We start from the raw sequence: 18,098 nt of genomic DNA on the forward strand, positions 1-18,098 counted from the left end.
GATCCTTAAAACGTGACAGCAACGCGCCAGTTAACACTGACGTGATCGGGGGCGAGCCAGTCGGGGTAATGCAGCGGCGTGCCAACGGAGATCTGGCTGGCGAACCAGCGTCCGGCGCTGCCAAGCCCTGCTGACGCGCCCCACAGCGTGCCGAAGGCGTAGCGATCGAGCCGGTCTTTTTCCAGCCAGCCGCCATCCACCGCCGCCGTGGCGCTGATCTGCCCGAGCACCGGCAGCGTGAAGAGGGTGTAATTCAGTTCGTTGCGCCAGTAACCGCCGTTGTCGCCGGAGATGTACTGCTCTTTGAAACCACGCACCGAGCTTTCACCGCCGAGCGTCAGGCGTTCGCTGCCGTAGAGCCTGTCCGGCGACCACTGCGCATACAGGCTGGTGAGCCAGACGATGTCGGCGCTGAACGGGCGCTGGAAGCTGGCGCTCAGGCTCCCTTTGCGGAACTGCGCGCGGGGTTCATCATCATTTTTGCCTTCGTCTGTTTCGGCGTTAAACCACGGCATGCCGTGGCTGAATGTCGGGTTGAAGGTCGCCACGCCGCCCAGTACTTTCTGCGTATGGCTGATGCCCAGTTGCAGGCTGGAGAGATTGCGCGTGCTGCTGACCAGCGGCGCGTCGTTAAGCCAGTTGCGCGAGGAGCGCTGTGTGACGCCAGCGGTAAATGCGGTTTTGATATTGCCGTTGCGGAACACCACCCACGAACCGTTCAGGCGGTGCGTTTTGGTGTCGCCAGTGGAGATCCACGGAAAGCCCTGATTGATGAGGGTGGTGCGGTAGTTGCTCCATGCATAGCTGTAGTCGAGCAGGCCGTAACCGTACGGTATGCTGAACCCGGCCTGAAAATTTTGCGCGTCATAGCCAGTGGCGAAATCGCTGCTGCGCCCGCCGCTTACCTGCCACTGTTCCGCCAGCCCCAGCAAATTACTGGCGGTCAGCGAACCATTTAATTGATCGTCACCGGTACTTTTCTGCCCGCTGTTATCCAGCGAAACCGAAGCACTTAACGGAAATTCCGGCGTGGCGGTTAAATTGACGCTGGAATAACCCGGCTCACTGTCGGGAACGATGTCGATCTGCACCGGTTCGCGCCGCAGACGATTTATTTGTTCCATCCCCTGTTCGATATCCCGCAGATTAAGGATTTTCCCTTCCAGACCGGGGAAAACCATTTTCAGCATGCGCGGCGATTCTCCCTCCAGGCGGATATGACGTAATTTCCCTTCCAGCACGACAATGCGTAATTCGCCGTGCGATAAATCCTGTTCGGTGAGGAAAGCGCGGCTGGTAATATATCCCCGGCTGATATACCAGTCGGAAATCGAAGCGGCCAGCTCGGTTATTTTCGCCATATTCAGGCACTGGTTCAGCCACGGCGCAGCCAGTTTCTGCTGCGTTTTTTCGCTGATAAGCGTCACGCCGGAAAGGGTGATGGTGTGAATATCAAAACAGGGGCCACCGGCCTGCGGGGCAGATGTACTCTGGCCTGAGCGCGGCAGTGTGGTGCTGCGCTCCAGTTCATCACGTTGCTGCTGGCTCTGACGAAGCAGCTGTTCCTGCTGTTGACGGACAGCATCACGGTCTGCCGGAGATAATGGCGCCGCCTGTGCCGTAAACGCGAGTAATAAAAAAAGAGCCGAACTACGAATGTAATTCAACGGTGGTGTCATCCCTGCCATAAAGCAAATTAATCAATGAGTGTGTTTTAATTTTCCTTTTTAAGGATGTTATTAAAGAGAAAAAATAACAACAATTAATACAGCAGGAAAATAGCCATTACATTTGTAAGTTTGGTTTTGGGTGTGAATTTATAGTGTGCTTATACTGTCCCGATGGATTGAATCTTGTCTATTCGTGCTATTTTCTCAAAAACACCCAAGAGTGAAACTGAATTTGCATTTATTGTAAAGTCTCCTCTTTTCTCTGTTAGTTATATCCTCCGGACAGGTTTGAACCGAAGATTTAACAGGTGCCGGGTAGACTATGAAGGATCACCTGAACCAGAGTGTAAGTATGCCGGCAAAACGGTCCATTCACTTTTAGTGACCTTCCGACATACTGATTATTTCACCTGCGTCCATAGCTGAACGTAACATTCCATACCTGTTTTAGTCTCTAACAGGTGTGTATTTCCCTTTTCGAGATCAACAGCCTTCAACTCAATGTTAAAGACCTCACCGGTACGGCAATCTGTCCAAAGAGTCAGACACTATATGGTTACCAGCAACACTTAAGGCATTGTTAGCGATTGAGATTCACCGACTACCAGAGATGCGATGAACGTTAACAAGGTTTGATTCAGGTTTAGAGCGGATACATTGTGCTCGCAATATCATATCACGCCAAACAAGTACGCCAGTAAGTACGCATGAAAGGAGTTAGTGAGATTTGATGGAAAGAAAAACTTATAAATTTTTGATTTTTATGGTGCGATAGCGGAACCGCCAGCTCTTACTTCCATTTGGTTCAATAAGCAATGACAGCCCCAAGCCATCTCCCATTGTATAGGCTTTAGTTTCAGGCTTAGCGCGGCGAATCTGCATATCGTTTAAAGGCATGTGTATAGGAATCCAAGACCGAACAAGAACATATACACAATCCTATACACATTCAGTACCGGATTCTACTGGATGGTTATGGACTAACACGGATTAAAGACGCAGTAAAAACGTTATAAATCAGAGAGGTTATGGATGGTTACGGACGTTTGAGGAAGTTGGGGTGGTGCCGATAATAGGAGTCGAACCTACGACCTTCGCATTACGAATGCGCTGCTCTACCAACTGAGCTATATCGGCCCTGAAAGGACGGGATTCACGTCGGTGAACCACGGTGCAAAAGGTTAGATCTAACGAGGTGATGCGTCAATGCCCTTTGGAATCAAACGGCTACTTTTGCATCACCCCATTGTTATTTACGCACGAATCGTATCGTCGCCGAAACCAATCCACTTGTAGGTCGTCAGGGCTTCAAGGCCCATCGGTCCCCGCGCATGCAGTTTTTGCGTGCTCACCGCCACTTCCGCGCCCAGGCCAAACTGACCGCCGTCGGTGAAACGCGTGGAGGCATTCACATACACAGCAGAAGAATCTACCTCGTTAACAAAACGGTTCGCATTGCTGAGCGTACGCGTCAGGATAGCATCAGAGTGCTGCGTGCCATGCTCGCGGATATGGGCGATAGCATCGTCCAGGTCAGCAACGATTTTCACGTTCAGATCCAGCGACAAAAACTCATTGTCATACTCTTCCGCTTTAACCGGCACAACCGCTGCCGGACCCGATTGCAGCACCGCCAGCGATTGCGCATCCGCGTGCAAGGTGACGCCGCTTTCCGCCATCTGTTTGCTCAACGCTGGCAGGAACGTGCCCGCAATGTCCTGATGAACCAGCAGCGTTTCGACGGTATTACAGGTGCTTGGACGCTGGGTTTTCGCATTCACGATAATTTTCAGCGCAGGCGCAAACTCGGCAGAATCATCAACGAAAATGTGGCAAACCCCGATACCGCCAGTGATCACCGGGATGGTGGACTGTTCGCGGCACAGCTTGTGCAGGCCAGCGCCGCCGCGCGGGATCAGCATGTCGATGTATTTATCCATCTTAAGCATTTCATTGACCAGCGCGCGGTCCGGGCTTTCAATCGCCTGTACCGCGCCGGCGGGTAAACCGCACTCTTCCAGCGCCTGCTGAATTACTTTTACCGTTGCCGCATTGGTGCGCCAGGTCTCTTTACCGCCACGCAGAATCGCCGCGTTACCGGTTTTCAGGCACAGGGATGCCACATCCACGGTGACATTCGGACGTGCTTCATAAATCACGCCAATTACGCCGAGCGGCACGCGGCGACGCTCAATGCGCAGGCCGCTGTCCAGCAGACCACCGTCGATCACCTGCCCTACCGGGTCAGCCAGTTTACATACCTGACGAACATCGTCCGCAATCGCTTTCAAACGCGCTGTCGTCAACGCAAGGCGATCAAGCAGCGCTTCGCTCAGGCCATTACGGCGAGCTTCCAGAACGTCCTGTTCGTTGGCGAGAATAATCTCGTCAGACTGTGCTTCCAGGTAATCGGCGATTTTTTCCAGCACGCGATTTTTTTCACGGCTGGAGAGCAATGCCAGCTTGTACGACGCTGCTTTAGCAGCGATGCCCATCTGTTCCAGCATACATCTGCTCCTTAACGGATGATCATATCGTCGCGATGCACGGCGACCGGGCCATATTCATAGCCGAGAATGGAATCAATTTGCTGCGAATGATGACCTGCAACGCGACGCAGCGCGTCACTGTTATAGCGGGTAACGCCATGTGCAATATCGCGACCTTCAAGGTTGCGGATGCGGATCACTTCACCACGGGAAAAGTTGCCTGTCACGCTTTTAATCCCTTTTGGCAGTAAGGAACTGCCGCGTTCCAGGATAGCGGCTGTCGCGCCTTCATCAACGGTGATTTCACCTGCCGGAGGGGCGCCAAAAATCCAGCGTTTGCGATTTTCCAGCGGTGAGGCCTGCGCATGGAAAAGCGTCCCGACCTGAACCCCTTCCATCACATCGCCGATCACACCCGGCCTGCTGCCTGCGGCAATGATGGTATCGATACCTGCTCGGCAGGCGACATCCGCCGCCTGTAATTTGGTTCCCATCCCGCCGGTACCCAGGCCAGATACGCTGTCACCCGCAATCGCGCGCAACGCGTCATCAATGCCGTAGACATCTTTGATCAATTCAGCGTCCGGGTTGTTACGCGGGTCAGCGGTGAAAAGACCTTGCTGATCGGTAAGCAGAAGGAGTTTGTCTGCGCCCGCCAGAATAGCGGCCAGCGCCGATAAATTATCATTGTCGCCGACTTTGATTTCCGCCGTCGCAACGGCGTCATTCTCATTAATGACCGGCACAATGTTGTTGTCGAGGAGCGCTCGCAGGGTGTCACGCGCATTGAGGAAACGCTCGCGGTCTTCCATATCAGCGCGCGTTAGTAGCATTTGCCCAACGTGGATGCCGTAAATCGAGAACAGCTGTTCCCACAGTTGAATCAGGCGGCTTTGCCCGACAGCGGCAAGAAGCTGTTTCGATGCGATAGTGGCGGGCAACTCCGGGTAACCCAGATGCTCGCGCCCGGCGGCAATTGCGCCAGAAGTCACAATAACAATACGATGCCCTGCTGCATGCAGTTGTGCGCACTGGCGCACAAGTTCAACAATGTGGGCGCGGTTCAGGCGGCGGGATCCGCCTGTTAAAACACTGGTGCCGAGTTTCACTACCAGCGTCTGGCTGTCGCTCATGATTTCTGCCGTTCAACGTAGAAGAAAAAAATTAAACAGTCTTTGTAACAGGATCAGAGCCAACTTCCAACTGTGAGTTTTAACAACTTAAGAAAATCCTTGAAGGCAATCAGAAAACCTACTTACAAAACTTGACGTTTTTATGACGCAACCTGTAAAACCTACTTTGTAAAAAAATAAATAAGAATTGTCATAAAACTTTAATTCGCAGACGTTAAAACCCTACGTGAAATTTTCACTTGAGCGGCGACGTTCAGCGATCTAAAGCGCGTTAATTACAATTAATCAGGAAACATAATGAAAAAAACTACTTTGGCATTAATGATGATCGGCCTTGGTGTTGTTTCTGCTTCTTCCAACGCTGCGGAAATCTACAACCAAAATGGTAACAAACTGGATCTGTACGGCAAAATCAAAGCCATGCACTACTTCAGCGATGATACCACTCAGGATGGCGACAAAACTTACGTGCGTCTGGGCTTCAAAGGCGAAACGCAGATTAACGATCAACTGACTGGTTTCGGTCGTTGGGAATCTGAATTCGCTGGCAACACCGACGAAGGCAGCTCTACTCAGAAAACCCGTCTGGCGTTCGCTGGCCTGAAGGCAAAAACCTACGGTTCTATCGACTACGGTCGTAACCTGGGCATCCTGTACGATGCAGCGTCTGTAACCGATATGTTCCCGGAATTCGGCGGTGACTCTCTGACCCGTACCGATAACTTCATGACCAAACGTACCACTGGCGTGGCTACCTACCGTAACACCGATTTCTTCGGTGCGGTGAACGGTCTGAACCTGGGCCTGCAATACCAGGGTAAAAACGAAGCTGGCCGTACTGCTTCTAAACAGAATGGCGACGGCTTCGGTACCTCTCTGTCTTACAACTTTGGCGGCAGCCCGGTTACTCTGATTGCTGCGTATGCAAAATCAGACCGTACCGATCTGCAGAACTCTCAGGCTCTGGGTAAAGGCGCTAACGCGGAAGCGTGGATCTCTGGCGTGAAATACGACGCTAACAACATCTACCTGGCGGCTATGTACAGCATCGCGCAGAACATGACGCCAATCGGCAGTCGTGGTTTTGCCAACAAATCTGAAAACTTCGAAGCCGTTGCTCAGTACCAGTTCGACTTCGGTCTGCGTCCGTCTATTGGTTACGTACAGACCAAAGGTAAAGACCTGGAAAACGGTTGGGGCGATCAGGACCTGGTTAAATATGTTGACGTAGGCGCAACCTACTACTTCAACAAAAACTTCTCTGCAATGGTCGATTACAAAATCAACCAGCTGGACAAAGGTGATTTCGCGACTTACGTAGGTTCCAGCTACGTTACCGACGACATCGTTGCTGTCGGCGTGACTTACCAGTTCTAAGTCTGAACCGCACGTTGACATAAGTGCGAAACATAAAGCACCGAACGATAATCTCGTCGGTGCTTTCTTTTTTCCGCTAGTACAGGAAACGAAACGGTGCTGTCGTAAAACCTTCTGAAACAGCGTGGTATCACGCCATGACAGACATACGCTTTACTCAGAATGCGGTTTCCACTGAATCGGTGACACGATAATCGTCATCTACCAGTGGCAAATAGCGCCACTTATCAAACGCGGTACAGGGATGTGAAATACCACAGCCCAGCCAGTCGCCGGGCTTTAACGCATCCTCTTCTGGCAGCAACAACCAGGCATGTTGATCGTTCACCTCACTGATGCGCATACCAGAAGCGACACGAGGGGCGCTCCCCTCCACATTTCGCACCCACAATGGATTGGGCAGATCCTGATCAAAGGGCACATCACGGCGACCGAAATCAACAAACGCCAGCCCCGGCTCAGGGCGCGATAATACTCGCCCCCAGATCTCCAGCGCAGGTTCAAAATGATGCCGGGCGTTCGGCTGGGCAAACGGGGCGATGCGGGCATACAACCCGTTATCGTGTGCCATATAGGCTCCCGAGCGAATCAATGGCGTGATCGGTAGCGATAGCCGGGCCTCGGTAAAACAGGCGCTGACTACATCAAACCAGGCGCCGCCGCCAGCGCTGAGAATAATGGTGTCGCTGCTGAATAGCCCTTTCTCAGCCACCAGCGCAGCCGTCGCGATCAACATCTGGCAATAATCGCGCACCCTGGCGATACCGGCTGCATCACGCTCCGCCCCCAGTGCGCCTTCATAACCCGCAACGCCCACCAGTTGCAGGACCGGACTTGCCGCAATCGCGGCGGCTATCTCCAGAGCCTGCGAGGATGAACGGCAGCCGGTACGCCCGCCACTCACCGACATCTCCAGCAGCACCGCAATGGCGTTGTCACCGAGATGCTGTTCCAGCAAACGAACCCCCTGTAGCGAATCAACGTAGCAAAGGAAGCCATGGTCAGGATGCTGCTTTTGCCACTCACCAATCCAGCGAATGCCAGCGGGGTCGACCAGCTCATTAGCGAGAAAGACATTGCGAATACCAAACTGGCGCAAGGCGCGAACCTGTGCAGGCGTGGCCGCACTCAATCCCCAGGCGCCGCCTTCGGTAATGGCACGACGCAGGATCGCCGGAGACATTGATGTCTTGCCGTGTGCCGCCAGCATCACGCCCTGTTCACGACAAAAATCGGCCAGTTGACGCAGATTATTCTCCAGCGCAGATTGCTTCATCAGCATCAGTGGGGAAAAGACGCTATCGCTGGCCAGAACCGGGGTACCAACAGGTAACGGCGCATCGCCACGGCCTGCAACAGATTTAAAGCGTGGCGCAGGTTGCAGCGCATCCAGTAGCCCCTCGGCCACCAACGGAAAATGAATCGACATAACGCCTCCGATCAATGCTCAAGAACACGCGATAAAAACTGCTGGGTGCGCGGATTCTGTGGATTAACGAAAATCTGCTCAGGCGATCCTTGTTCAGCAATCACCCCCTGATCCATAAACACCACGCGGTCTGCGGTTTTGCGCGCAAAACCCATCTCATGCGTGACCACTACCATGGTCATCCCTTCACGCGCCAGACTGCGCATCACTTCCATCACTTCGCCGACCAGCTCGGGATCGAGTGCGGAGGTAGCTTCATCAAAAAACATGATTTTTGGTTCGACAGCCAGCGCCCTGGCGATCGCCACCCGCTGCTGCTGGCCGCCGGAAAGTTGCGCCGGATAATAGTGCGCGCGCTCGGCAAGCCCAACGCGTGTCAAGGCTGCCATGCCGCGTGTATTGGCTTCGGCCTCAGACAGTTTCTGCGCTTTTATCAGCGCCAGCGTCACGTTGCCGAGGGCGGTTTTGTGGGGGAACAGGTTGAACTGCTGGAACACCATCCCGACATGACCACAAATTTCACGGCTGCGTTTATGGTCGTGCAATGGCACATTGTTAACCCAGATTTCGCCTCCATCGGCCGTTTCCAGCCCGCTCATGATGCGTAACACGGTGCTTTTGCCGGAGCCTGATGCGCCAATCAGCACCAGCACTTCGCCGGGCGAAACATCAAGGCTGATCTCTTTCAGCACCTGGGTGCTGCCAAAAGATTTGGTGATACGGCTCAGCGTAATGGCAGATTTGCTCATGAGAACTGGCTCCTGGTTTGATGATGTTGAACCCAACGGGAAAGCGGAAAGCAAACAATGAAGTACAGCACGGCCACCAGCGCATAAATCACTACCGGCTGGCCGATACGATCAACGATCGCCTGGCCCTGGTGCATCAGTTCCGACATACCAATCATGCTGACGATAGAGGTATCTTTAATCAGGGAAAGATACTGCCCTACCAGCGGCGGCAGTACGATGCCGCGCGTCTGAGGCAGGATCACGCTAAGAAAGGTCTGGCGTTTTGATAGCCCGAGGATCCACGACACTTCCCATTGTCCTTTAGGCACGGCCTCGATCCCGGCGCGAAATACTTCGGCGATATAGGCGCCCTGGTAAATACTCAGGCCGAGAATACCGGCGGCAAACAGATTGATTTCATAGCCAAAGTAGGCCACACCAAAGTAGATAAACATCAGTGTGATTAACACCGGCGTGCCGCGAAACAGCTCGGTGTAAAGCACGGCTATGTGGCTGGCAACCGACACACGACTGGTACGCAACACGGCAGCGAGCAGGCCGAGCAGCGTGCTGCCAATGATGGCAGCGGCCGAAAGCAGCAGTGTGATCCATAGCCCCTCCAGCAGCAACGGCAATGAACTGGCGATCATATTGCTCATAGCGCATTCTCCCGGTTCAGTGGGTTAGTCAGCCATTTTTTTGCCCACCACCGGGCGGACTTTTTTACCGGAGTGACCAGTTGCGGATGAAACAAGCGGCTTCCCAACAGGTTCCCGAGCCAGGAAAAGAGATTACTCAGTAGCAGATAGACCAGCGCCACCACGCTGAAAGTCTGGATATAAAGCAGCGTGCGGGCGTTTATCACAGTGGCGGTGCCGGTCAGTTCCGGCAGCGCAATCGCCGACAATAGCGACGTGCCTAACAACAACTGAATCAGGTTGTTAATAATGGCGGGCCATACGGCTCGCGCAGCCTGGGGCAACACCACACTCAGAAAAACCTGGCGGCGTGAAATGCCTAAAATCCATGCCGCCTCCCGTTGCCCTTTAGGCACCGACTGTATGCCTGCGCGAAAGGTCTCCGACAGATAAGCGCCGACGTTAATGCCCAACGCCAGCACCCCTGCGGTAAAGGCGCTCATGGTGATGCCGAGGGAAGGCAGGCCGAAAAAGATAATGAAAATTTGCAGCAACACCGGCGTGTTGCGGATGAATTCAACATAGCAGTGGCTCAGCCAGCGTAGCGGCGCCACCGCAGAGGCTTTCGCCAGCGCTGCCAGCAACCCGAGTGCGACAGCCAGCATAAAAGCGAGAAGTGTGACCTGTAGCGTCAGCCAGGCAGCGGCCAGGAAGGTCTCGCCGTAGCTCCACAGGGTTAGCCATTGATAACTCATGCATGGACTCCTTCCTGCGGTGTAGCAGCTCAAAGCGTGCTACACCGCAAGCAATCAGAATTGCGGATTCAGTGGGTAACGCGGCTTATCACCAAACCATTTTTGATACAGCGTGGCGTTCTCACCGGAGGCATTGATCTCAAACAGGAATTCATTGAGGTAGTTCAGCCACACCTGGTCACCCTGCTTCACGCCAAAGGCGTTGTACTCCAGCGGCACCAGCGCTTCGTTAGTGACAGTCAGGGTCGGATCAAGTTTGGCCTGATAGGCGAGGAAGTTGTTATCCTCAATCATTGCATCAGCCTGCCCCTGTTTTACCGCCAGAATGGCCGCCTGTGAGGAGTCGTATTCCTGGATTTTGACCTCAATGCCCATGCTGCGCACTTCGTCCCCGTTGGTGGACCCTTTCACCGTGGCGATGGTCTTACCGGCCATGTCATGGGCTGATTTGATGCCACTCTCTTTACGAACCAACATCGCTTCGCTCGCCACGACATAGGGCTGGGTGAAACCGATCTCTTTGGCGCGTTCCAGATTGCGTGTGAAGTTACAGAACACCACATCCACTTTGTTGGTTTGCAGGTTAGGGATGCGGTTGGCACTGGTGGTATTGACCATTTCCAGTTTCACGCCCATCTCTTTCGCCAGCGCTTTCGCCAAATCGACATCATAACCATCGGGTTTGCCGTCTTTATCGTAAAAACCGAAGGGCGCGAAACTCAGGCAATCCCCCACGCGTAACGTGCCGCGTTGCAATACGGTTTGCAGCGTCGATTGCGGGGCCGCACCCGCCACTTGCTTCTCTTCCGTGGGGGTACAACCGGCAACGGCCAGCAGGGCCAGCGCTCCGGCGATGATTTTTAACGAAGTTGCATTCATTGTTTTACTCGCTTATTAAATGGAGACGACATAAAAAGCATCAGTTATTAACGGACAGCCCTGGTGTGGGCGAATAAATAAAAATCTCAGTGCATTATCAAATAAATAATATTATTTTCGATCGGCGCGAAAGCATTTCATATCCACTTCCACTTTGCAGTCGACGACTAAATCCTGCACGCTACAAATACGAGCCGGTGGATTGCCGGTAAATATCTCGCTGAAAACTTTATTAAAGGAACTGAAGTAACGGGCGTCGGTTAATACTGCGGTGACGTGAACCACATCCTCCACCCTGTACCCCGCCTCGCGCATAATGGACAGGCAGTTATCAAACGCCAGGCGGGTCTGCTCAATGATCCCGCCTTCCACCACTTCGCCCTCGCGCATCGGCGTCTGGCCTGAGATATACAGCCAGCCATCAGCCTCAACGGCGCGTGCGAACGGCAGTTTCTGCCCACCCGTACCGGTGCCGCCTTCAATGCCATAACGCTTAATCGTCATGCAATGCTGCTCCTTTTTGTTGTGAGAATTGCCATGCGTATTGCACAATTGCTGTCTGATATACCAGACTCTTATCTGCAATACCGGATAGAGCAAGATTTGCACAGGTTTTTTATTTTTGCAATATATCCCGGTGAATTTAATTTTTTGTGGTGTTGTCGCGATCGCAAAATAAAAAATGAATGGAGGTAATTCCTGAATGAAAATGCTACCTCGGTCGTAATTTTAAAAAATCAATTTGCATGTTATGCGCTAAAATGAGGCCCCAAAATAGACCAAAGAAATATAAACGCCGGCTGTAAAAATTTAATTAGCGGGGATGGGTTAACGACAGCACTGGGTGTATCATGCTTTTCTTTTTTACTGTCTTTACGGTCTGGCGCGACCGCCCGACTGCATCAGGAGAATTTGCTTATGCCGGACGAGAAGCCATCGCGAGCGCGCGGTGTTGACCGGGTTATCGACATTTTTCACCAGTTGCATATCGCTCGTCAGCCTATGGCGATGCGCGATTTAATCGAGGCCACCGGCGCGCCGCGCTCCAGTGTATATGAGCTCGTCAGTCTGCTCAGTGAGGCCGGGCTGCTTGAACTGGATGCCGATGGCGCGGTGTTCTTTGGCCGCGAAATGCACTATTACGGTGCGGATTACATGGCGCATAACGATCTCATACGTCGCTCACATCAGTTAATGGTTGAACTTGTCGCCCGTCATGGCGAAACGGTGCAGCTCTGTATGCTGGAAGGGAATAAGTACACTGTTGTGCTATCAGAAAGTAATGCCCACCCGTTCAAGATCACGTCGGATATTGGCGTGCGGGTACCGATTACCTGGACGGCCACGGGCCGTCTGTTACTCAGTAATTGGTCGGACAGTGCCATTCTCGATCTTATCCCCGAAGAAGATTACCGTCTGGCGAACGGGCAGGTCCTCGATAAGCAGGCCTTTCTTGAAGACATTCATCGCGCCGGACAGCAGGGCTATTGTCTGACTGAGGGGTTGTCGGAGAGTTTTACCTGCTGTATGGCGGCGCCGATTCGTTCGCGTAGCGGGCAGGCGGTGGCGGCTATCTGCTTTATGGTGAGCCGTGATACGCCGGAGGAGCGCCGTCAGATGTTGCTCAAAGAGTTGATCGTTTCCGGCCAAAAATTATCGGATTTCACCTGAATCCAGCGCCCCAAAGCCAGCATCAACAGGGTATTCAGACGTAAAAAATCCGGAATCAGAGGGCTGAATCCGGATTGTCTCTTGTCGGGCGACTCTTTTAACTCCGCTTACGCCGTCAGGTTAATTTCGTCGGTAAAATTTTCTGCCGGCTCCAGTTTCAGCTCCAGCGCCGCAAGGACCTCGCGGGCGCGACCATGAAACTCACGGAGCGTATGCTCCAGTCGGTCAGTCACTTCTGAATCTTTGATTGCGGTTTCTTTCCAGTTCCCGTCTTTATCGTACAGCCCAAAATGGTAGCTATAGGTAAAACGGTTTTGCTGCGCTTCCATTTCCATCCACCAGCCCCAAAACTCACGCTTCTCCGGCGCGGGCTTTACATTGACGCATACGGCCAGGCAATCAAAAAAGAAGCGATTATCGGCACACTGTTCTTCCCGAATATACGGGCCTAGCGCGGTAAACCTTTTAATGAGTTTGCTCTTCGGATGTCCACTCGGTAACGTCATTGCGATCTCCTTATGTGATGCAACTGTTTTACCAAATCAATCAAAATTAGCAATCCATTAACGCAATCTATAATTGATCCAGTCCGTAATGTCCCGCAGCGCCTTGTCAAAATTGCGATAAACCGGATTAAACGGGATTTCCAGTAATTTACCGTCGGCGGATGACGAAGTGATTAAACGCGACTCTTCTTCCGGGCTGAACGGATCGTTTCTCCAGAAGCCAGATAACATCGGCGTCGGGCAACGTCGCCCCAGCAACCCCTGCGTTTTTAGCGAGTACCGATTCAGCTCAACATAAAGTGACTCGTCCGAGGCATTATGCATGCCGAGCCGACTGGCGAGCACATCCATATACATCTCCGGCACACGCCCCAGTTGCAGAGGGTTAGCCAGCAGCGCATGCACGACCGGCCCCAGACAGGCTACGGCTTTCAGGCGCGGGGACTCCAGATAGCCAAGGCGCACCGCCACGTTGGCACCAAAGCGAAAACCAAACGCGGCCACGCGTGTATGATCAACCCATGGAATGTTTGCCAGCGCTTTTAGCGCGTGTTGATGCAACAGGCTCGAATCCTGGGTCAATTTCCATTTTGAAGAGAAGCCCACAGAAGGCATATCCAGCGTCAGCATGGCGATGCCTTTCGGTGCAAAATAGCGCTCATACAGGTTGTAGTAGTCGCTTTGCAGACCATCCAGCCCGCCGCACATCAGGACGGTAGGAAAAGGGCCCTCCCCTTTGGGCATATGTAAAAAGCCAATCACCGGCGAACCGCCGGGAATGGCAAACTCCATCTCTTTCATTGTACCAGGCAGACGTTGCGCCGCCTCTTCATAGGCGCGATTCGCCAGCGCCTGTGCCTGCTCTGCCAGCACGTCCCCTTTTATATGCGGATAAGCAGCGATGCTATAAAGGTTTGACGCGTGCAGCCAGTGTTGGCCGCTGAGGGTGGTATCCTGCTCCTGGCTGGCTTTTTGCTGCCACTGCATAGCCTGAGTAGACCATTCGTAGATCCAGTTGCCGCCGCGATAGCCCACCACCGTATCGTAAAGATCGGGGTCGGTATGTTCCGCCGTACTCATGGCGATCCGCGCCTGTACGTCCATGATCTCTTTCGGATCGACGCCGCGCCAGATCCACATTAATCGGTTGATCATGCGATACCAGTGGGGCGTATTGTTGCCGTCGAGGGTGGATTCGATAGGCGGCAGTTTATTATGGGTAAGGCGACGCACCAGCGTTGAGGTTTCCGGGTGCTTGAAACGGGGTTTGAACAGGGTTTCGCTGAGGTTAGCTTGTGGCATTACGCGCAGCCTCCATGAATACGTCAATGACGGTATTGTAACCTGGCGGATGCGAAAAAAAACAACGCCCGGCGATGCCAGGCGTTGTAAATAATCATAAAGAAAGCATTAACGACCAGAGATAGGCGGAACGAAGACCACGCCCATATCCCAGGGTTGTTCAATCCAGGTATCCTGCGGGATGTCAATCACGTAATCGTCAACCAGCGGACGGCCAGCCGGTTTAGCGAAAATGGTGACGAAGTGCGCTTTTGGATACATTTCGCGGATAGCCACCGCGGTACCGCCGGTATCGACCAGATCATCAATAACGATGAAACCTTCACCATCGCCTTCTGCGCGTTTGATAATTTTCATTTCGCGCTGGTTGTCGTGGTCATAGCTGGAAATGCAAACGGTATCGACATGGCGAATACCCAATTCACGTGCCAGTAATGCGCCCGGAACCAGACCACCACGGCTAACGGCAATAATGCCTTTCCATTGTTCAGAAGGCATCAGGCGGTTTGCCAGTTTGCGTGCGTGAATCTGCAACATGTCCCAGGTGACGACGTATTTTTCGCTCATGTGAAGTGTCCCAGCCTGTGTATCTACGGCTTAAAAAGTGTTCTACGGGGAAATAGGTTGCGCGAGATTATAGAGATCTGTCGCGCTAAAAACCAGTGTTACCGGGCATTGCTGGCGCTTTTTACGCGACGCGTACTAACAGAGAGACAATAAAGTGGTATTCTCAAGTCCATCTCGCAATCCGGCCTTGTGATTGTTCTGTAGTTTAACCCTCGGACCTGCAAAATATGCTGGCAGGCCTTTTAAAGGAGACTCATCGTGTCTGAATTGTCTCAACTATCGCCACAACCGCTGTGGGATATTTTTGCCAAGATTTGCTCAATCCCTCATCCGTCTTACCATGAAGAAGAACTCGCCGCACACATCATGAGCTGGGCGAAAGAAAAAGGCTTACATGCGGAACGCGATCAGGTTGGCAATATTCTGCTGCGCAAACCGGCAACGGCAGGTATGGAAAACCGCAAACCGGTTGTGCTGCAGGCGCACCTGGACATGGTGCCGCAGAAAAATAACGACACCGTACACGACTTCACTAAAGACCCGATTCAGCCGTACATCGATGGCGAATGGGTAAAAGCGCGCGGCACCACGCTGGGGGCAGATAACGGTATCGGTATGGCTTCTGCGCTGGCAGTGCTGGCAGATGACAGCGTTGAGCATGGGCCGCTGGAAGTGCTGCTGACCATGACCGAAGAGTCCGGTATGGATGGCGCGTTTGGTTTGCAGGCTGGCTGGTTGCAGGCAGATATTCTGATCAACACCGATTCAGAAGAAGAAGGCGAAATCTACATGGGTTGCGCTGGTGGTATTGATTTCATCACTACCCTGCCGCTCTCCCGTGAAGCGGTACCTGCGGGTTACCAGACGTTCAAACTGACCCTGAAAGGGCTGAAAGGCGGCCACTCCGGCGGCGATATCCATCTCGGTCTCGGTAACGCCAACAAGCTGCTGGCGCGCTTCCTGGCGGGCCACGCGATTGAGCTGGACCTGCGTCTGACCGATTTCAACGGCGGTACCCTGCGCAACGCTATCCCGCGTGAAGCGTTCGCGACTTTCGCCGTTCCGGCCGATAAGGCTGAACAACTGAAAACGCTGGCAGCAACGTATCAGGACATCCTGAAAAACGAGCTGGCGATGAAAGAGAAAAACCTGGTTGTACTGCTGGAGTCTGTCTCCACGGACAAACAGGCATTGACCTCTGCTTCCCGCGATAGCTTCATTCAATTGCTGAACGCCACACCGAACGGTGTGATCCGCAACTCCGACGTCGCCAAAGGTGTGGTCGAAACCTCCCTGAACGTTGGCGTAGTGACCATGCAGGACGACAACGTTGAAATCATCTGTCTGATCCGCTCCTTAATCGACAGCGGTAAAGATTACGTGGTGAGCATGCTGGCGTCGCTGGGCAAACTGGCGGGCGCAAAAACCGCACCGAAAGGCGGCTACCCTGGCTGGCAGCCGGATGCGAACTCCCCGGTGATGCATCTGGTGCGTGAAACCTATCAGCGTCTGTTCAACAAGACGCCGAACATCCAGATCATCCACGCCGGTCTGGAATGCGGTCTGTTCAAAAAACCGTACCCGGACATGGACATGGTTTCTATCGGGCCAACCATCACCGGTCCGCACTCTCCGGACGAGCAGGTACATATCGAAAGCGTGGGCCATTACTGGACACTGCTGACCGAGCTGCTGAAAGCCATTCCGGCGAAATAAGTCGTGCTGTCCGCACCGAATGGTGCGGACAATTTCCCTTCTGTCTTTCCGGTACTGTCATTTTTCACCCTTATTTACAGGCCCAGTACCAGCTGACGTTCTAATTGTGGATCGAGCAGCGTCACATGCAAACCCACTAAACGAACGCCGCGCCCGCTGCGCCGCTCATTCCAGGTTTTCCGCGCCGTGGCCAGCAAATCGTCTTTATTTAAGCGTGGCCAGACGTGTTCCTGGGTAGTGAGCTGGAAATCGGCAAACTTGAGCTTAACCCCCTGTCGGGCAATAAGCAGATCGGGTTTTATCTTCGACAGCCGCCGTTCCAGTTCCGGATAGAGTTGTTGGTTGATAATAGCTTCGCACTCTTCCCACTCATGAATGTCCTCTATCAGCGTTCGCTCTACGCCCACCGATTTACGTAGCCTGTCGCTACTGATATGCCGCTCATCAATGCCCTGGCTACGCTCCCATAACACACGGCCAAATTTACCAAAGCGTTTTAGCAACATTGCCAGGTCGCTGTTCTGCACATCTTCGCAAGTACGTAGCCCGAGCTTTTCCAGTTTTGCTGCTGACACCTTGCCCACGCCTGGAATTTTGCTCAGCGGCAGCGTACGTAAAAATGCAGGCACATCCGCAGGCGCAATCACATATTGCCCGTCAGGTTTGTTCAGATCGGAGGCAATTTTCGCCAGAAACTTCACCGGCGCGATACCGGCCGAGGCGGTGAGTTGTGTTTCCCGAAATATGGTCCGGCGAATCTCTTCTGCCATGAGCGTTGCCGAACCGTAGCAATGGGGGCTGTCGGTCACATCCAGATACGCTTCATCCAGCGACAGGGGCTCAATCAGGCTTGTATAACGGGAAAAGATTTCGCGGATCTGGTGAGAGGCTTCCCGGTAGGCTTCAAAGCGACCCGGTAATAAGGTGAGATGTGGGCACAGCTTCAACGCCATTGCCGTAGGCATAGCACTGCGTACGCCGTATTTGCGCGCCGGATAATTGGCCGTGCTGATGACGCCGCGTTGAACCCGGCTGCCGCCGATAGCGATAGGGATATCCCGCAGTGCCGGGTTATCACGCATCTCCACCGCGGCAAAAAAGCAGTCCATATCGACATGTATGATTTTGCGCATACGCTCACCTTATCAGATACTGGATAAGTATACAGCATTATTACCCGAAATGAGAAGCGAGGGGAAAAAAGTGAGTTCGTCGTGAAAAAAACGCCCAATATC

The 18,098-nt window shown here is 53.2% G+C and carries 16 protein-coding genes, 1 tRNA gene and 1 pseudogene; 3 read left to right on the forward strand and 15 right to left on the reverse strand.

The window, feature by feature from the left end; all coding sequences use genetic code 11:
• Positions 1 to 5: 5 nt before the first annotated feature.
• The 5 genes and pseudogenes from L2097_RS14440 to proB all read right to left on the reverse strand — a co-directional run bounded on the left by L2097_RS14440 (position 6) and on the right by proB (position 5,292).
• Entirely contained in the window at positions 6 to 1,679 is a 1,674-nt protein-coding gene (locus L2097_RS14440; RefSeq protein ID WP_250353093.1) for a ShlB/FhaC/HecB family hemolysin secretion/activation protein, read from the reverse strand.
• A 759-nt stretch (positions 1,680 to 2,438) separates the two neighbouring features.
• A pseudogene (locus L2097_RS14450) lies at positions 2,439 to 2,567 on the reverse strand (Arm DNA-binding domain-containing protein); the annotation flags it as partial.
• 164 nt (positions 2,568 to 2,731) lie between these two features.
• Positions 2,732 to 2,807: transfer RNA gene (locus L2097_RS14455), tRNA-Thr, on the reverse strand.
• 116 nt (positions 2,808 to 2,923) lie between these two features.
• Positions 2,924 to 4,177, reverse strand: a complete 1,254-nt coding sequence (gene proA / locus L2097_RS14460) for a glutamate-5-semialdehyde dehydrogenase (protein ID WP_250353094.1) — start codon at positions 4,175 to 4,177, stop codon at positions 2,924 to 2,926.
• Positions 4,178 to 4,188: 11 nt separating this feature from the next.
• Positions 4,189 to 5,292: a glutamate 5-kinase gene (gene proB, locus L2097_RS14465; RefSeq protein ID WP_047371693.1), complete on the reverse strand. Its 1,104-nt coding sequence runs from the start codon at positions 5,290 to 5,292 to the stop codon at positions 4,189 to 4,191.
• Positions 5,293 to 5,589: 297 nt separating this feature from the next.
• Here proB and L2097_RS14470 point away from each other — a divergent pair, with 297 nt between their 5' ends.
• Entirely contained in the window at positions 5,590 to 6,669 is a 1,080-nt protein-coding gene (locus L2097_RS14470) for a porin (RefSeq protein ID WP_250353095.1), read from the forward strand.
• A 157-nt stretch (positions 6,670 to 6,826) separates the two neighbouring features.
• Here L2097_RS14470 and L2097_RS14475 read toward each other — a convergent pair whose 3' ends face one another.
• The 6 genes from L2097_RS14475 to L2097_RS14500 form a co-directional block, all read right to left on the reverse strand.
• Complete coding sequence (locus tag L2097_RS14475) at positions 6,827 to 8,098, reverse strand: alanine racemase (RefSeq protein ID WP_229222263.1); 1,272 nt, start codon at positions 8,096 to 8,098, stop codon at positions 6,827 to 6,829.
• Between the two features lie 11 nt (positions 8,099 to 8,109).
• Complete coding sequence (locus tag L2097_RS14480) at positions 8,110 to 8,847, reverse strand: amino acid ABC transporter ATP-binding protein (protein WP_047371696.1); 738 nt, start codon at positions 8,845 to 8,847, stop codon at positions 8,110 to 8,112.
• The gene (locus tag L2097_RS14485) at positions 8,844 to 9,488 is read right to left on the reverse strand and encodes an amino acid ABC transporter permease (protein WP_047371697.1); all 645 of its coding nucleotides are present in this window, start codon (positions 9,486 to 9,488) and stop codon (positions 8,844 to 8,846) included. The genes L2097_RS14480 and L2097_RS14485 overlap by 4 nt, the downstream gene beginning before the upstream one ends.
• Entirely contained in the window at positions 9,485 to 10,222 is a 738-nt protein-coding gene (locus tag L2097_RS14490) for an amino acid ABC transporter permease (protein ID WP_047371698.1), read from the reverse strand. Before L2097_RS14490 ends, L2097_RS14485 begins: the two co-directional genes overlap by 4 nt.
• 54 nt (positions 10,223 to 10,276) lie before the next feature.
• Entirely contained in the window at positions 10,277 to 11,101 is an 825-nt protein-coding gene (locus L2097_RS14495; RefSeq protein WP_047371699.1) for an ABC transporter substrate-binding protein, read from the reverse strand.
• A gap of 111 nt (positions 11,102 to 11,212) precedes the next feature.
• Positions 11,213 to 11,605 (reverse strand): RidA family protein, encoded by a 393-nt coding sequence (locus L2097_RS14500; protein WP_047371700.1) that lies wholly within the window; start codon positions 11,603 to 11,605, stop codon positions 11,213 to 11,215.
• 414 nt (positions 11,606 to 12,019) lie between these two features.
• Between L2097_RS14500 and L2097_RS14505 the strand changes: the two genes are divergently transcribed.
• Positions 12,020 to 12,772, forward strand: coding sequence for an IclR family transcriptional regulator (locus tag L2097_RS14505; RefSeq protein ID WP_047371701.1), 753 nt, complete (start codon positions 12,020 to 12,022; stop codon positions 12,770 to 12,772).
• Positions 12,773 to 12,879: 107 nt separating this feature from the next.
• Here the strand turns inward: L2097_RS14505 and crl are convergent, their stop codons facing one another.
• The 3 genes from crl to gpt form a co-directional block, all read right to left on the reverse strand.
• Positions 12,880 to 13,278: a sigma factor-binding protein Crl gene (crl, locus tag L2097_RS14510; protein ID WP_085006205.1), complete on the reverse strand. Its 399-nt coding sequence runs from the start codon at positions 13,276 to 13,278 to the stop codon at positions 12,880 to 12,882.
• A 57-nt stretch (positions 13,279 to 13,335) separates the two neighbouring features.
• The gene (frsA, locus tag L2097_RS14515; RefSeq protein WP_047371703.1) at positions 13,336 to 14,580 is read right to left on the reverse strand and encodes an esterase FrsA; all 1,245 of its coding nucleotides are present in this window, start codon (positions 14,578 to 14,580) and stop codon (positions 13,336 to 13,338) included.
• A gap of 108 nt (positions 14,581 to 14,688) precedes the next feature.
• On the reverse strand, positions 14,689 to 15,147 hold the full coding sequence (gene gpt, locus L2097_RS14520; protein ID WP_041852629.1) for a xanthine phosphoribosyltransferase: 459 nt from the start codon (positions 15,145 to 15,147) through the stop codon (positions 14,689 to 14,691).
• A gap of 258 nt (positions 15,148 to 15,405) precedes the next feature.
• Here gpt and pepD point away from each other — a divergent pair, with 258 nt between their 5' ends.
• Positions 15,406 to 16,863, forward strand: coding sequence for a cytosol nonspecific dipeptidase (pepD, locus tag L2097_RS14525; protein ID WP_047371704.1), 1,458 nt, complete (start codon positions 15,406 to 15,408; stop codon positions 16,861 to 16,863).
• Between the two features lie 74 nt (positions 16,864 to 16,937).
• Here the strand turns inward: pepD and dinB are convergent, their stop codons facing one another.
• Positions 16,938 to 17,996, reverse strand: coding sequence for a DNA polymerase IV (gene dinB / locus L2097_RS14530; protein WP_250353096.1), 1,059 nt, complete (start codon positions 17,994 to 17,996; stop codon positions 16,938 to 16,940).
• Positions 17,997 to 18,098: the final 102 nt, after the last annotated feature.

Source organism: Citrobacter sp. MNAZ 1397 (assembly GCF_023613995.1).
Taxonomy (GTDB): Bacteria; Pseudomonadota; Gammaproteobacteria; order Enterobacterales; family Enterobacteriaceae; genus Phytobacter; species Phytobacter ursingii.